The organism is Rhizobium sp. Leaf371 (genome assembly GCF_001424045.1).
GTDB lineage: Bacteria > Pseudomonadota > Alphaproteobacteria > Rhizobiales > Rhizobiaceae > Ferranicluibacter.
Genome location: NZ_LMQB01000001.1, coordinates 471,414 through 485,297, shown reverse-complemented (window position 1 = coordinate 485,297; position 13,884 = coordinate 471,414). Strand labels below are relative to the sequence as shown.

The window sequence follows — 13,884 nt, the reverse complement described above, 5'->3', positions numbered from 1 at the left end:
AGGCGAACGGCTTTCGCGCTGCCATCGAACGAAAGCCCGGTTGCTGAGACCGGGCTTTTTTATGCGTCTCTCATGCCTGTTTCCGGACGGGGGCGGTTTCAGGCGGTAAGTGCCGGACGATCGAGCGACAGATCGGCGAGCTCCGAGATCGGGCAGGGACGGCCGAAGAGGAAACCCTGCACTTCATCGCAGCCTTCGGCAACCAGCACGTCGAGCTGGTCCTCGGTCTCGGCACCCTCTGCAAGAATCGTGACATCGAGGCTGTTGCCGAGCGCCACGATGGCGCGGATGAACGCGCGCGATTGGCGGCCGTCGAAATCCTGGACGAAGCTCCGGTCGAGCTTGATCTTGTCGAAGGGGAACGCCCGCAGCGTTTCAAGCGAGGAATAGCCGGTGCCGAAATCGTCGATCGCGATCGTCACGCCCATCGCGCGGATCTGGCGAAGGATGTGCAGCGCCCTGCCCTTGTCGCCGATGATGGCGCTTTCGGTGACCTCCAGCTCCAGGCGCGACGGCGAGAGACCCGTGCGCAGCAGCGCGGAACGGACCTTGTCCACCAGCGCGACATCGCCCAATTGCAAGGGGGAAAGATTGACCGCGATCTTGTGACCGAGATTCCATTCGGCAGCCTCCCGGCAGCCCTCCTCCAGAACCCAGTCGCCGATGGCGGAGATCAGTCCGCATTCCTCGGCAATGGGGATGAACGTCGCCGGCGAGATCAGCCCCCGTCGGGGATGCCGCCAGCGCAGAAGCACCTCGTAGCCGGTCGTCTTGCGGGTGCGCGCGCATTTCTGAACCTGATAGACGAGAAAGAACTGTTTCTCTTCGAGCGCCACGCCGAGGTCGCGCCCGATGGCACGACGCTCGCGCGCCGCTTCGTCCATCGCCGCCTCGTAGAAGCTGATGCGCTGGTCGGGCTGTGCCTTGGATCGATACATCGCCATGTCGGCATTGTTCAAAAGCTTCTCGCGATCCGGCGCATCCAGCGGATAGATCGAGACGCCGATGCTGGCACCGGGCAGGATCTCGGTCGTGTCGATGACGATGCGCTCGTTCAGTGCCCGGAACAGCCGCCCGATGAAATCCTCGAGGTCCTTGTCCTCCAGGAAGCGCTTGAAGGCGACGAATTCGTCGCCGCCGAAGCGACCCACGGCCTCGTTCTCACCGACCAGCCGCTGCATCCGTCCGGCAAGCTCATAGAGAACCTTGTCGCCCATCGCATGGCCGTAACGGTCGTTGATCTCCTTGAACTCGTCAAGGTCGATGCAGATCGCGGCGACCTTCTCCAACCCGCTGACGCTGTCGATGGCGGCGTCCAGCCGTTCGGCGAACTGGTGGCGGTTCGCAAGGCCCGTCAGGGCATCATGCCGCGCTAGATGCCGGATCTTTGCTTCGGCATGCACGCGATCCGTGATGTCTTCCAGCGTCATCACGAAGGAGCCGTCGCCCGTCGGGCGATGCACGGTGCGGATGTTCCGGCCGTTGGCCACCTCCCGCGCCGTCTCGCCACCAGCGGGAGCCATGAACAGCGCGCGATGGAGCGCATAGAGCCCGTCCGCATTCGTCGATCCGGTCTGATCGGTCTTGAAGCGCTCGTAGCAGAGCGAATGGAAGCTCCGCCCGACGATATTGAGCGAGGGCGGAAACGCGATGATCTCCCGGAACAGCTCGTTATGGAGAATGAGCTTCTCGTTCGCGTCGAACAGCGCGATCCCGTGCCCCATCGTGTTGAGCGCGATCGAGAGGTTGTTGGTGACATCCAGCAGGCGCGCCGCACTGTCGGTTGCCTCCGTGCAGTCCCGCGTGATCTTGGCAAAGCCGATATGGACCTTGTGCTCGTCGTAGATCGGATCGATGACGACGGAGGCCCAGAACCTGGTTCCATCCTTGCGGTAGCGCCATCCGTTCGTCTCGAACTTGCCCGTGAGGAGTGCCGTTTCGAGCGCCTGTTCCGGCGCTCGTGCGCGACGATCCTCCTCCGAGTAGAAGAGCGCAAAATTCCGGCCCACGATCTCGCGATCGACATAGCCCTTCAGACGCTGTGCGCCGACATTCCAGTTGGTGACGAAGCCGGCGGGATCGAGCAGATAGATGGCGTAATCGCTGACCCCCTGCACAAGATGCCGAAACCGCGCGTTCGTGGCGAGGGTCGCCGTTTCGGTGCGGCTCGCAAACAGCGCGGCCGCGAGCACGGAGAACAACAGCGACGTCGCGGTCGCGACGATGACGATCACCATGAGGGCCGGCGACAGGAGGTTCGATGGCAAGGGCGAGTCCGCGACCGGCGTCATGGTCACGCCGCCCATCGAGGTGAAATGCATGGAGACGATGCCGAGCGCCAGAAAGCTCGCCGCAGAGGCCAGCCGCCTTGCGCCCCAACGCCCGTGCCGGACGGCTGCAAATCCCGCAACGGAGAAGAGCACGGCAAAAAGGATGGCACTCCAGACGAGATGGACGTCCCAGAGGATCTCGCCCGGGAACTCGATGGCCGTCATGCCGACGAAATGCATGGTGGAGACGCCGAGACCGAAGAGCAGCCCGGCCATGACATAGGCCGCGCGGCCCGCAAGCAAGGTCGCGACGGCGACGGCGAGAAACGTGGTGACGATCGAGATGGCGAGCGATGCCAGCGTGCGCGACGGGTCGTAACCGAGCACCTGCGCAGCCTCATAGGCAAGCATTGCGACGAAATGCGTCGCCCAGATACCGAAGCCGCCTGAAATGCCGGCGGCAGCGAGCCAGATCCACCGGGCAAAACCGTCCGCGCGATGCGCCCGCTTCAGCAGCATCATGGCCGAAGCGCAGGAGACAAGGCAGAGAAGAGCCGCCAGAACGACCAGACGCACATCATGCTCGAGTGACATGCAGGAGAGAACACGGAGCATGGATGCCTCATGGCGACCGCATCGCGGCGAAGCGCGCGACGGTCGGGAGATCGGATTGGCAGGCACCCTATCGGCTGACTGCGCGGGAAAAGATGTGAGGTCATCGGCGAGAGGCCCCGGTACGGGCTCCGCCAATGACGAACCCTACGCTATCCACCAAACCTTCAAACAGGCTTAAGACGTCCCAAATTTAGGGTCGAAATCTCACCTTTATCGCGTCGCGAAATCACTTCGTACGATGCCGTACCGTTGCAGCTTGTCGTAAAAGGTCTTGCGGGGAATGCCGAGCGCCTCGATCGTGCGCTGCACATCCCCTTGGGTCTCGCGCAGTGCCGCGCGGATGAAGTCCGCTTCGATGCGATCCATTCGCTGCGGCAGCGTGCCGGTTCCCGCATCGGCCACATCGAGGCTGCCCCTGGACGGACCGTCCGGCGAGAATCCCAAAACCGTTCGCTCCGCGAAATGGCCGAGTTCGCGCACGTTGCCCGGCCAGTCATGCTCGGCCAGATAGCGGCGCACGGCGTCGGTCATGGCGGGAACGTCCCGCTTGAACCGCGCTGCGGCACGGGCTGCAAAGGTCGAGAACAACAGGGGAATATCGTCGCGGCGCTCGCGCAGCGGCGGGATCGAGAGGGTGACGACATTCAGTCGGTAATAGAGATCCTCGCGAAAATCGCCGCGCGCCCGCGGATCGCCAAGGTCGACCTTCGTCGCCGCCACCACACGCAGATCGACCGGGCGCACCTCGTTGGTGCCCAGCGGCGTCACCTCGCGCATTTCCAGCACGCGCAGCATCTGCACCTGCGTCGCCGGCGCCATGCTCTCGATTTCATCCAGAAAAAGCGTGCCGCCGCTCGAATGCTCGATCCGTCCGACCCGCTTCTTCTGCGCGCCGGTGAAGGCGCCGGGTTCGTGGCCGAAGAGTTCGCTCTCGATCACCTGTTCCGGAAGCGCCCCGCAATTCAGCGCGACGAAGTGCCCCTTCGCCCGCCGGCTCCAGCGATGCAAAAGCGTCGCCACGACCTCCTTGCCGCTGCCCGTCTCGCCGGTCATCAGCACGTCCACATCCGTGTCGGCGATCTGGCGGATGGTTTCGCGCAGTCGCTCCATCGCCGGTGTCTGGCCGATCAGCAGGCCGCCGTCCTGGGCCTCGTCCGCGGCCTCCCGCAGCGCGCGGTTCTCCAGCACCAGCCGCCGCTTCTCCCCGGCATTCAAAACCCCCTGCACCAATCGGTCCGTCGGATATGGCTTGGGCAGGAAATCATAGGCGCCATCCCGGATCGCCTTGATCGCCATGGGAATATCGCCATGGCCCGTCATCAGGATCACGGGAATATCCGGGTCGATGCGGCGGACACGGTCGAACAGCTCCAGCCCGTCGATCTGCGGCATGCGGATATCCGTGACGACGACGCCCGCAAAGCGCCGGTCGAGCCCCAGGAGCGCCTCGCGCGCGGAGGACACCGCCTGAACGGTGAAGCCTCCGAGTTCCAGCGTCTGCCGCGTTGCCTTCAGCAGGTCCGGATCGTCATCGACAAGGAGAACGTTGACGTCGCTCATACCGTCGCCCTTTTCAGGTGAATGGTGAAATGCGCGCCCGCATCCGAACTCTCGACCGCGATGCGCCCGCCGTAATCCGCCAGAATGTCGCGCGAGATGACGAGCCCGAGGCCGAGCCCCTGCTCCTTGGACGTGTTGAACGGCGTGAACAGAGCGCTCATGATCTCCGGAGAAATCCCCGGACCGTTGTCGCGAACGTGCAGTTCGACATCGCAGCCCTCCGTTTCGACCGCGACATCCACCCGGGCATCGGAACGGCCGGACAGGGCCTCCAGCGCATTCTGCAGGAGGTTGATCAGCACCTGCTCCAGCCGCACACGATCGCCGAGAACGAGAAGGGCGTCCTCCGGCAAGTCGATCTGCAGCGCATCGAGCCGCCCGCCAAACCGGCTCTTCAGCAGCATCACGGCGCTTTCCAGCATGGCACGGACCGAGACCGGCCCGGCCGGGGCACGGCCCTTGCGCGAAAACGTCTTCAGCTCGTCGGTGATGCTGCCGATACGATCCGTCAGCGCGGCGATGCTTTCGAGATTCTCGTCGACTGGCCCCGGCTGTGCCCGCGTCAGGAAGACACGGGCATTGTCGGCATAGGCGCGGATGGTGGCGAGCGGCTGGTTGATCTCATGCGCGACGCCCGCGGCCACCTGCCCGAGAATGGCAAGCCGGTTGGCATGGACAAGCTCCTGTTGCACGCCCTGAAGCGTCGTCTCCGTCGCCCGGTGTCCGGCAATCTCGTCCTCCAGCCGGTCGCGGGCCGACGTCAGCGCCTCCGTGCGCTCCCGCACGCGGCGCTCGAGCTCTTCGCGCGCGGCCAGTTCCCGCGCCAGCCGACCGATCGCCTGCTGCCGGCGGGCAGTGAGGACGGCTGCGAGCGCTGCAAGCGGCACCACGATGGCAAGGCCGAGCAGGCGCTTGCTCTGGACGGCGGCGGCAACCGCAGCATCCGTCTCGACAAGATAATCGAGCCGCCAATCCGTCGATGGCACGGCGACGGCCAGGCGCAGAAAATCCCGCTGACGCTCCCCCGGCATGACGGCACTGACCCGCTCGACGCCGGCCGACACCGGTTCGAGAACCGTCATCGGCACCGGCGTCAGGGGCGCATCGCCAAACTGGAGGCTGGTGCGGATGGCGGCGAGGCGATCGGACGCGATCGGCGTCATCGCCATGAACCGCCAGGACGGGATGCTGGTGATCAGCACGACGCCGTTCAGGTCGGTGACGAAGGTGGGTCGTCCCGCGCTGCGCCAGTCGGTCTCGATCTGGTCGAACTCCATTTTCGCAACGACCACGCCGAGCGGTCCGGATGCGCCTTCGATCCGCCGGGATATATAAAGACCCGGGCGCTTGCTGACCGAACCAAGGGCGAAATGCTCCGCCGTGCCCGCCGTCATCGCCTTGCTGAAATATTCGCGGAACGTATAGTCGTTGCCGACGAAGCTCGTCGGTTCCTTCCAGTTGCTCGACGCGATGGCGATCCCGTCGCGCCCGATCACGTAGATCACGGCGGCATCGGTATCCGCGACGATCTCCTCCAGCTTTCGATCGAGACTGATGCTCCGCTGCGGATCGGGTCGCTCCAGCGTATCGGCCAGTTGGCGATCGCGGGCAAGCAGCATGGGCAAGGCGCGCGGACGCTCGAGAACCGCCCGCAAATGCGCAACTTTGAGGCTCGTATCGGTCCGGGCCTGGGCCTCCAGCGTCCGCAGCGCATCTTCCCGCCCGAAATACGACCCTGCCACCATCGCCGCGACAAGGCCCGCAAGCACCAAGGCCCCGAGAACGATCCAGGGGAGGAGGCGTTTCCGCGAGCGGGAGACGGACGGTTTCGGTAGCGGATGGTGCATGTCCCATTGTGCATAAATCCGGACACATCGCAAACCGCACTGTGCGGATATCCGCATTCACCGCATCTGAGAAAGAACGGTTGTAAAATTTAGCTGAATGAAAACAACCGCCAGACCTGCGAGACAAAACTGGCACGCTCTTTGCAATCATAGTTCCGAGAAGGAACAGTCCCGGGAGAGCCTGTCGGCGGGGGACGCAAGGAGGAACGATATGCACGCGATACCTGAACCCATGGAACCGAGCGCAAAGCTGCCCTTTTACCGGCATCTCTATTTCCAGGTCCTCACCGCGATCATCGCGGGCATCCTGCTGGGCCACTTCTACCCGCAGCTCGGAACCCAGCTGAAGCCGCTCGGCGATGCCTTCATCAAGCTCGTCAAGATGATCATCGCACCGGTCATCTTCCTCACCGTCACCACCGGCATTGCCGGCATGTCGGACCTGAAGAAGGTCGGCCGCGTCGCAGGCAAGGCGATGCTGTACTTCCTGACCTTCTCGACGCTGGCGCTGGCCGTCGGCCTCGTCGTCGCAAACGTCGTCCAGCCGGGTGCCGGCATGCACATCAGCGCCGCTTCGCTCGACGCCACGGCGGTCGAGACCTATACGGCGAAGGCGCATGAGGCGAGCATCATCGGCTTCCTCATGAACATCATCCCGCAGACGATCGTCGGCGCCTTTGCCGATGGCGACATCCTGCAGGTCCTGTTCTTCTCGGTGCTGTTCGGCATCGCGCTCGGCATGGTCGGCGACAAGGGCCGTCCCGTCACGGACTTCCTGAATGCCGTGACCGCCCCCATGTTCCGCCTCGTGGCGATCCTCATGAAGGCCGCCCCCATCGGTGCTTTCGGCGCCATGGCCTTCACCATCGGAAAGTACGGCATCGGCTCGATCGCCAACCTCGCCTTCCTGATCGGCACCTTCTATCTCACGGCAGCGATCTTCGTCTTCGTCGTCCTCGGCGCCGTCGCCCGCTATAACGGCTTCTCCATCGTGGCGCTCATCCGCTACCTCAAGGAAGAGCTGCTGCTCGTCCTCGGGACATCGTCGTCGGAAGCAGCGCTTCCCGGCCTGATGGCAAAGATGGAACGGGCCGGCTGCAAGCGCTCCGTCGTCGGCCTCGTCATCCCCACGGGCTACTCGTTCAACCTCGACGGCACGAACATCTACATGACCCTTGCCGCCCTGTTCATCGCCCAGGCGACGGACACGCCGCTCACCTACGGTGATCAGATCCTGCTTCTGCTCGTGGCCATGCTGTCGTCGAAGGGTGCCGCCGGCATCACCGGCGCGGGCTTCATCACGCTTGCCGCCACGCTCTCGGTCGTCCCCTCGGTCCCGGTCGCCGGCATGGCGCTGATCCTCGGCATCGACCGCTTCATGTCCGAGTGCCGTGCCCTCACCAACTTCATCGGCAATGCGGTCGCGACCGTGGTTGTCGCCCGGTGGGAAAACGAACTGGACAAGGACCAGCTCGCCGCAGCGCTGGCCGGCAACGCACCGCCGCTCCTCGAGCCGGTTCCGGTGCTCCACGCGGCCGAGTAACTGTCGTCCGGCGCCAGAGCCTTCTGAGCGTCTGGTCCCGAACTCCCCCCGGCATCGCTGCGGGGTGCCTCCCAAGGCCAAAACCCCCGCCGCAAGCGGGGGTTTTGGTTTGAGCGATCAGCAGACGGAAAAATACGCGGACCACGTCCGCCCGCGCCTCATCCGCAAACGCGAAACGCCCGCGACGAGGCGCGGGCGTTTGGGTGGAGCCGTCCGGCTGAGGCCGGCAGCAGTCATTCGACGGTCGATCAGAGAGCGGCAGCCGAACGGGCGACCGTGCGGATTTCGCTGCGGGAGATGCCGAGGTCGTTCAGTTCGCGGGTCGACATGCGGCCGAGTTCGTTGACGGTCTGACGATACTTGCGCCAGGTGGTGAAAGAGCGAGCGACGTTCATGATGTTCCCTTTCCAAGGTCTTGAAGGGGGCCTCGAAACACCGTCTGGATGTTTCCGAAGTGTTGCGCCCCGTTCGTGTTCGATGTCCGGTTTATACGCCCGCACCCCGCAGCCAACCAGCGCGAAGCCCTCAGGCCACCCATGCATCCGCCGCACGGCTCGCCCACATTCAATCGGTTCGCCCTTCCGTGAACACATGGAAAGAGCCAGGCCGACAAGCGGACCGACAGGTGGACAGACAGGGGGGTCAACGGGGGGCCTGCCACCGCGAGAGGACGTGAAAAAGCCGGCCGCCCCTTTCGGGACGACCGGCTTGCCGTCATGTCTCTGCTAAGACTTACATCTTCGGCAGGAGAACCTTGTCGATGACGTGAATGACGCCGTTCGACTGCTTGACGTCGGCGATGGTCACATGAGCGACGCCGCCGGTTTCGTCGGTGAGCGTGATCTTGCCGCCCATCTCCTTGGCCTTCAGCACGCAGCCGCCGACGGTCTTCACGTCATGCTCGCCGCCGTCGTCCTTGATCATCTTTGCGATCGCGGTCGACATCGCGTCGGCAGCAACGACGTGGCAGGTCAGGACCTTGGTCAGCTGGGCCTTGTTCTCAGGCTTCAGAAGGGTTTCGACGGTGCCCTTCGGCAGCGCCTCGAACGCTTCGTTGGTCGGAGCGAAGACCGTGAACGGGCCCTTGCCCTGCAGGGTCTCGACCAGGCCGGCCGCCTTGACGGCGGCAACCAGCGTCGTGTGATCCTTGGAGTTCACGGCATTTTCGACGATGTTCTTGTCTTCGAACATGGCGGCGCCGCCGACCTTCGGATTGGCAGCATAGGCGGAAACGGCGGTGGCGGAAACGAGTGTCGCAAGGGCGATGGTACGGAGTGCGGACGTCAACATGGGTGGTTCCTCTTCCTGTTCGGTTCTCGGCCCGGCGCGATCGCGCTTTTTGGGGCATCACGTCTCGGGTGACACAACAGAGACGAGGCCGGCGCGGAAACAGTTTCGGCCGGATCGAGATCCGGCCGAAAAAAATTGACGAATTGTTCAGACATGCGACGTCAGGGGTGATGGGCCTCACCGGCCGCGATCACGGGACCGGTCGGCAGACCGGTCGGCGACCCGCCGGGCGGCTCGACGCTGACGGCAAGCGTGATGCCTTCGCTCAGGTTCGCGCGGTGCGCCGGAGCAATGTCGATCACGCCCCGACCATCCTGCGGCAGAACGCCGAGCGCAACGGGTGCAGCATCGCCGCCCGGGACCAGCCACAGTTCCAGCGAGCGCGGCGCTTCCGCATCGGCGGCCACGGGCGTGATCGCCAGACGACCGCTGGCGGGGTCATAGGAGGCGAGCAATGCGAGTGGCGATCCCTCGCCCTTCATCGCGGCAACGAGAGGTGCCGGAGCCGGCAACGGCTTGGCGCCGAACGGGCCCTGCTGCAGGGCCGCGAGAACGACGACCGCGGCCATCGAGGCGAAGGCGACGCCCCGCCAGATCGCCACCGAATGCCACCAGCCCCCGCGTCGTGCACCGGCAGAGGCAGACGATCCGAAAAGGCGCGCCTCGATCTTCGGATAGACGGAATGCGGAGGCGCTTCCTCCGCCGGCAGCTCCAGAGGGCTCAGGCGATCTTCCCATTGCGCGACGAGCAGCGCAAAAGCGGGTTCGCGCTCGATCCGCGCCTCCAGCCGCTTCCGGTCGGCGAAGGACAGCACGCCCACGGCATACTCGGCGGCAAGCACCTCGTCGCGGGAGCGGTCTCTGTCGCTGTCATCGATCTCGGTCATCGCTCCAGGCACTCTTTCAGTTTGAGCAGGCTGCGGCGCAGCCAGGTTCGCATCGTGTTCAGCGGCACATTATAGCGTTCCGCCAGTTCCTGGTAACTCAATCCCTCGACATAGGCGTTCCGGACGGCGTCGGCCCGTTCCGGCGGAAGTTCGCCCATGCAGCGGTCGATCCGCCGCCCCTCGCCAAGGCCGATCGAGACGGCCTCCGGATCGGGACTGCTATCGGCAATCTCAAGCCCTTCCTCGCCGATCGTGTCGGCAGAAGGCCGTCGCGCCCGGATCATGTCGATCGCCTGGTTGCGGGCGATGGCGGCGAGCCAGCCGTTCGGGTTCACGCCCGTCGCCGCATACCGGTCCGCCCGCTGCCAGATCTTGACGAAGACATCCTGAAGGGCGTCCTCGGCATCTGTGCGATCCTTGAGGATACGCAGGCAGATGGCAAAGAGTTTCGGGGACACTGCGGAATAGAGGGATGCCAGCGCTGCACGGTCGCCCATGGCGACCTTCGCGATCAGTCCGGCGATATCAAGACTTGGCACGAAGCCGCCTTTCTCACGGGAAGAAACCACCGAATAGGTCGGTGGCTTCGAAGGAAGAGCAGATCGTCCGCTGCTCATCGACAGTGCCGCGGAAGATACCGCGCTTTTCAAGCCTGTCCAGTCACAGGGCTCGGCCTTAGCAACGCGAGATCAGGCATCGCCACGCTGCGGTTTGAAAGTCGCGACGCGATAGCCGTAGAAAAGCACGATCAGCACCATGACCGTGGTGGAGACGGGATCGACATAGGCCGACACGACGTCATAGGCCTGCCCCAGGAGATAACCGGCCATGGCCAGACCGGAGGTCCAGGCGACCGTCCCGATCAGCGAGAAGATCGTGAACGTGGACAGCGGCATCCGGGCGATGCCCGCGGGCACCGAGATCAGCGTACGCACCGTCGGAATGAGCCGTCCGACCAGAATGGCGGTCGCGCCTTTTTCGCGAAACCGCCGGCTTGCGGCATCCACATCCGCCTCGGTCAAGGTCAGCCAGCGCCCATGTCGCGCCGCGAGCCGCTTCATCCGCGCTTCGCCGAGCTTCCGTCCGGCATAGTACCACGGCATGACTCCCAGCAGCGAGCCGATGCTGCCGGCGACAATGACGGTGACGATCGACATATCGCCTTGCGATGCACGATAGCCGGCCAGCGGCATGATGAGTTCCGAGGGGATCGGCGGAAAGATGTGTTCGAGGAACATCAGAAGCGCGATACCCCAGGGTCCGAACATCTGCATCAGGCTTTCAACGATATCTTCCATGGGTCCTCGGAGCGCGTCTGTCTTGGCGAGCCCAATGTTATGTTGCTGCAGCGCGAAAGGAAGGGGCTTACGGCACCAGCGTCATCACGTAATCGACAATAAGCTTGATCGACAGTAGCAGCAATGTGAACTGCACGATCTTGAAGAACAGGCCATCGGGGATCACCAGCGTCAGGCGCCGTCCGGCCACCGTGCCGATGATCGCAGCCGGCGCCAGCCAGAGAACCAGCGACGTATCGTAGTTGGAGAACTGCTGGAGCTGCCAGTAAGGCAGGATCTTTACGGCGTTCACGATGGCGAAGAGAATGGTGGACGTGCCCGCAAAGGTCATCTTCTCGAGCCGCTGCGGCAGCACGTACATCTGATAGGGCGGCGCGCCGGAATGGGAGACGAAGCTCGTCAATCCGGTGAGCGTGCCCCAGAAGAGACCGCGCGGCACATCGGCCTCGCGCGCGACCGTCCGGTAGCGTGCGCCGAACCAGATATTGAGGCAGAAGAGCACGCCCACGAGCCCCACCAGCGCGCCGATCACCACGGACGAGAGATGGGCGCTGAAGAGCCAGCCGAGAAACACGCCGAAGATGGCGGCAGGCGTGAGGATCGCAAGGTTCCGGCGCGAAAAGTCCTCGCGATAGAGATAGAGCCCGACCATGTCGCTTGCGACATAGATCGGCAGCAGCAGCGCTGCCGCCGTCACCGGCGAGATGACGAGTGCCAGGAGCGGCACCGAAATGGTGCCGACCATCGGCAGCCCGCCCTTGGACAGCCCCACCAGAAAAGCGGCGGCGACGGCAAGGGCGATCACCAACGGCGTATGTTCGATCATGAGATTGCCGGCACGGACGCCGCCTCGACGCAAGAGTATGCCGAAGTCGAGACGGGTCTGCAGGCGACGGCGTGTCCGCCGATCTGTTCAGGATCGGCGGCGCGTCGTCAAGTCCTTCGATCACACACCGGTCAAAGTGCGTTGGTGACGTCGAAAATTACCGAGCCAGCGCTTTCGGCAGAAGGGCATGCGGCATGTCCTGATAGCTGACCGGGCGCAGGAAGCGATAGATCGCGAGCGTCCCGACCGAGGTCGTGCGCCCATCCGACGTTGCCGGATAGGGACCGCCGTGAACCATCGCCGGCGAGACCTCGACGCCGGTGCCGAACCCGTTGACGAGCAGGCGTCCGGCCAGAAGTTCGAGCTTCGGCAGCAGCGTACGCGCAGCCTCATGATCGGCCGCGTCGATGTGAAGCGCCGCCGTCAGCTGGCCCTCCATGGCATCGATGACGCTTTCGAGCTCTGCGGCATCGGCGCAGCGGATGACGAGACCGGCGGCACCGAAAACCTCGTCCTGCAATTCGTGATGGGCGAGGAAGGATTTGGCGCTGGTCTCGAACAGGGCTGCCCGACCCTGCGTCGCCGTCCCTTCCAGACCTTCGGCCAAGGTCTTCACCTCGGCATGGCCCGACAGGCGTGCGACGCCGGAAAGATAGGCCTTGCAGATCCCGCTCGTCAGCATGGTCTGCGCGGGAATGGCGCTCAACGCTTCGCCGGCGGCCGCGATGAAGGCATCGAGGCCGGGACCGTCGATCGCGAGGATCAGGCCCGGATTGGTGCAGAACTGGCCCGCACCGAGCGTCAGCGATCCGGCGAAGGCCTTGCCGATGGCGGCACCGCGGTTGGCAAGCGCGTGCTGGAACAGGATGACGGGATTGATCGAGCTCATCTCGGCATAGACCGGGATCGGCACCGGGCGTTCCGCCGCGATCTTCATCAGTGCGGTGCCGCCGGCGCGCGAGCCGGTGAAGCCGACCGCACGAATGCGATGATCGGCGACGAGCGCCTGGCCGATCGCCCTGTCCTCGTCAAACAGCAGGGAGAAGGTCCCGGCCGGCAGTCCGCAATCGGCAACCGCCTTCTGCACCGCGCGGCCGACCAGTTCCGAGGTTCCCGGATGGGCGGAATGCGCCTTGACGATCACCGGGCAGCCGGCCGCGAGGGCCGATGCCGTATCCCCGCCGGCAACGGAGAAGGCAAGCGGAAAATTGGAGGCGCCGAACACCGCAACCGGGCCGATGGCGATGTTGCGCAGGCGCAGGTCCGGCTTCGGCGCAGGCTTGCGCTCCGGATCGGCTGCGTCGAAGCGCAGGCTCTGGAAATCCCCCGCACGGACTTCGGCGGCAAACAGGCGCAACTGGCCGACGGTGCGGCCCCGCTCCCCTTCGAGCCGTCCGCGCGGCAGGCCGGATTCGGCCATCGCCCGCTCGATCAGGCTGTCGCCGATGTCGAGGATGTTCTGAGCGATGGTTTCGAGGAAGGCGGCACGTGCTTCCAGCGCCGTTTCGCGATAAATCGCGAAGGCGTCCCAGGCGAGCGCAGCTGTTTCCTCGACGTCGGCAGCCGTCGCCCCGGCAAACACCGTGGGCAGCGCCGCACCCGTCGCCGCATCATAGCCGGTGATCGCACCGCCCTGCCCGCGCCGCGCCGTTGCACCGATCAGAAGTTCGCCTGTGAGGGTCATGCTCGTCTCCTTCGTCCTGTCATGAGGCGGCATTGGCGCCGCCAGTCGCCCGGCGCAGGTCGCA

At 64.6% G+C, this 13,884-nt stretch carries 11 protein-coding genes; 1 reads left to right on the top strand and 10 read right to left on the bottom strand.

Going from position 1 to position 13,884, the window contains the following annotated elements:
* Positions 1–98: 98 nt before the first annotated feature.
* The 3 genes from ASG39_RS02135 to ASG39_RS02125 form a co-directional block, all read right to left on the bottom strand.
* The gene (locus ASG39_RS02135) at positions 99–2,885 is read right to left on the bottom strand and encodes an EAL domain-containing protein (RefSeq protein ID WP_062592347.1); all 2,787 of its coding nucleotides are present in this window, start codon (positions 2,883–2,885) and stop codon (positions 99–101) included.
* Between the two features lie 210 nt (positions 2,886–3,095).
* Positions 3,096–4,445 (bottom strand): sigma-54 dependent transcriptional regulator, encoded by a 1,350-nt coding sequence (locus ASG39_RS02130; RefSeq protein ID WP_062592345.1) that lies wholly within the window; start codon positions 4,443–4,445, stop codon positions 3,096–3,098.
* Positions 4,442–6,292 (bottom strand): ATP-binding protein, encoded by a 1,851-nt coding sequence (locus ASG39_RS02125; RefSeq protein ID WP_062592342.1) that lies wholly within the window; start codon positions 6,290–6,292, stop codon positions 4,442–4,444. The genes ASG39_RS02130 and ASG39_RS02125 overlap by 4 nt, the downstream gene beginning before the upstream one ends.
* A 211-nt stretch (positions 6,293–6,503) precedes the next feature.
* Here ASG39_RS02125 and ASG39_RS02120 point away from each other — a divergent pair, with 211 nt between their 5' ends.
* Positions 6,504–7,835: a dicarboxylate/amino acid:cation symporter gene (locus ASG39_RS02120; RefSeq protein WP_062592340.1), complete on the top strand. Its 1,332-nt coding sequence runs from the start codon at positions 6,504–6,506 to the stop codon at positions 7,833–7,835.
* Positions 7,836–8,083: 248 nt separating this feature from the next.
* Here ASG39_RS02120 and ASG39_RS22985 read toward each other — a convergent pair whose 3' ends face one another.
* The 7 genes from ASG39_RS22985 to ASG39_RS02090 form a co-directional block, all read right to left on the bottom strand.
* Positions 8,084–8,230 carry a DUF1127 domain-containing protein gene (locus ASG39_RS22985; protein WP_082476848.1) on the bottom strand — a complete coding sequence of 49 codons (147 nt, stop codon included), beginning with the start codon at positions 8,228–8,230 and terminating at the stop codon, positions 8,084–8,086.
* A 337-nt stretch (positions 8,231–8,567) separates the two neighbouring features.
* On the bottom strand, positions 8,568–9,125 hold the full coding sequence (locus ASG39_RS02115) for a fasciclin domain-containing protein (protein ID WP_062592338.1): 558 nt from the start codon (positions 9,123–9,125) through the stop codon (positions 8,568–8,570).
* Between the two features lie 161 nt (positions 9,126–9,286).
* On the bottom strand, positions 9,287–10,012 hold the full coding sequence (locus ASG39_RS02110) for an anti-sigma factor (RefSeq protein WP_062592337.1): 726 nt from the start codon (positions 10,010–10,012) through the stop codon (positions 9,287–9,289).
* On the bottom strand, positions 10,009–10,551 hold the full coding sequence (locus tag ASG39_RS02105; protein ID WP_132532106.1) for a sigma-70 family RNA polymerase sigma factor: 543 nt from the start codon (positions 10,549–10,551) through the stop codon (positions 10,009–10,011). Before ASG39_RS02105 ends, ASG39_RS02110 begins: the two co-directional genes overlap by 4 nt.
* 150 nt (positions 10,552–10,701) lie before the next feature.
* On the bottom strand, positions 10,702–11,310 hold the full coding sequence (locus tag ASG39_RS02100) for a DedA family protein (protein WP_062592335.1): 609 nt from the start codon (positions 11,308–11,310) through the stop codon (positions 10,702–10,704).
* Positions 11,311–11,377: 67 nt separating this feature from the next.
* Entirely contained in the window at positions 11,378–12,136 is a 759-nt protein-coding gene (locus ASG39_RS02095) for a sulfite exporter TauE/SafE family protein (protein ID WP_062592333.1), read from the bottom strand.
* A 157-nt stretch (positions 12,137–12,293) separates the two neighbouring features.
* Positions 12,294–13,820, bottom strand: a complete 1,527-nt coding sequence (locus tag ASG39_RS02090; protein ID WP_062592331.1) for an aldehyde dehydrogenase (NADP(+)) — start codon at positions 13,818–13,820, stop codon at positions 12,294–12,296.
* Positions 13,821–13,884: the final 64 nt, after the last annotated feature.

Bases quoted from the DNA above. Each gene is read 5' to 3' on its own strand.
- ASG39_RS02135 (WP_062592347.1), bottom strand. From the start codon at position 2,885: ATGCTCCGTGTTCTCTCCTGCATGTCACTCGAGCATGATGTGCGTCTG.
- ASG39_RS02130 (WP_062592345.1), bottom strand. From the start codon at position 4,445: ATGAGCGACGTCAACGTTCTCCTTGTCGATGACGATCCGGACCTGCTG.
- ASG39_RS02125 (WP_062592342.1), bottom strand. From the start codon at position 6,292: ATGCACCATCCGCTACCGAAACCGTCCGTCTCCCGCTCGCGGAAACGC.
- ASG39_RS02120 (WP_062592340.1), top strand. From the start codon at position 6,504: ATGCACGCGATACCTGAACCCATGGAACCGAGCGCAAAGCTGCCCTTT.
- ASG39_RS22985 (WP_082476848.1), bottom strand. From the start codon at position 8,230: ATGAACGTCGCTCGCTCTTTCACCACCTGGCGCAAGTATCGTCAGACC.
- ASG39_RS02115 (WP_062592338.1), bottom strand. From the start codon at position 9,125: ATGTTGACGTCCGCACTCCGTACCATCGCCCTTGCGACACTCGTTTCC.
- ASG39_RS02110 (WP_062592337.1), bottom strand. From the start codon at position 10,012: ATGACCGAGATCGATGACAGCGACAGAGACCGCTCCCGCGACGAGGTG.
- ASG39_RS02100 (WP_062592335.1), bottom strand. From the start codon at position 11,310: ATGGAAGATATCGTTGAAAGCCTGATGCAGATGTTCGGACCCTGGGGT.
- ASG39_RS02095 (WP_062592333.1), bottom strand. From the start codon at position 12,136: ATGATCGAACATACGCCGTTGGTGATCGCCCTTGCCGTCGCCGCCGCT.
- ASG39_RS02090 (WP_062592331.1), bottom strand. From the start codon at position 13,820: ATGACCCTCACAGGCGAACTTCTGATCGGTGCAACGGCGCGGCGCGGG.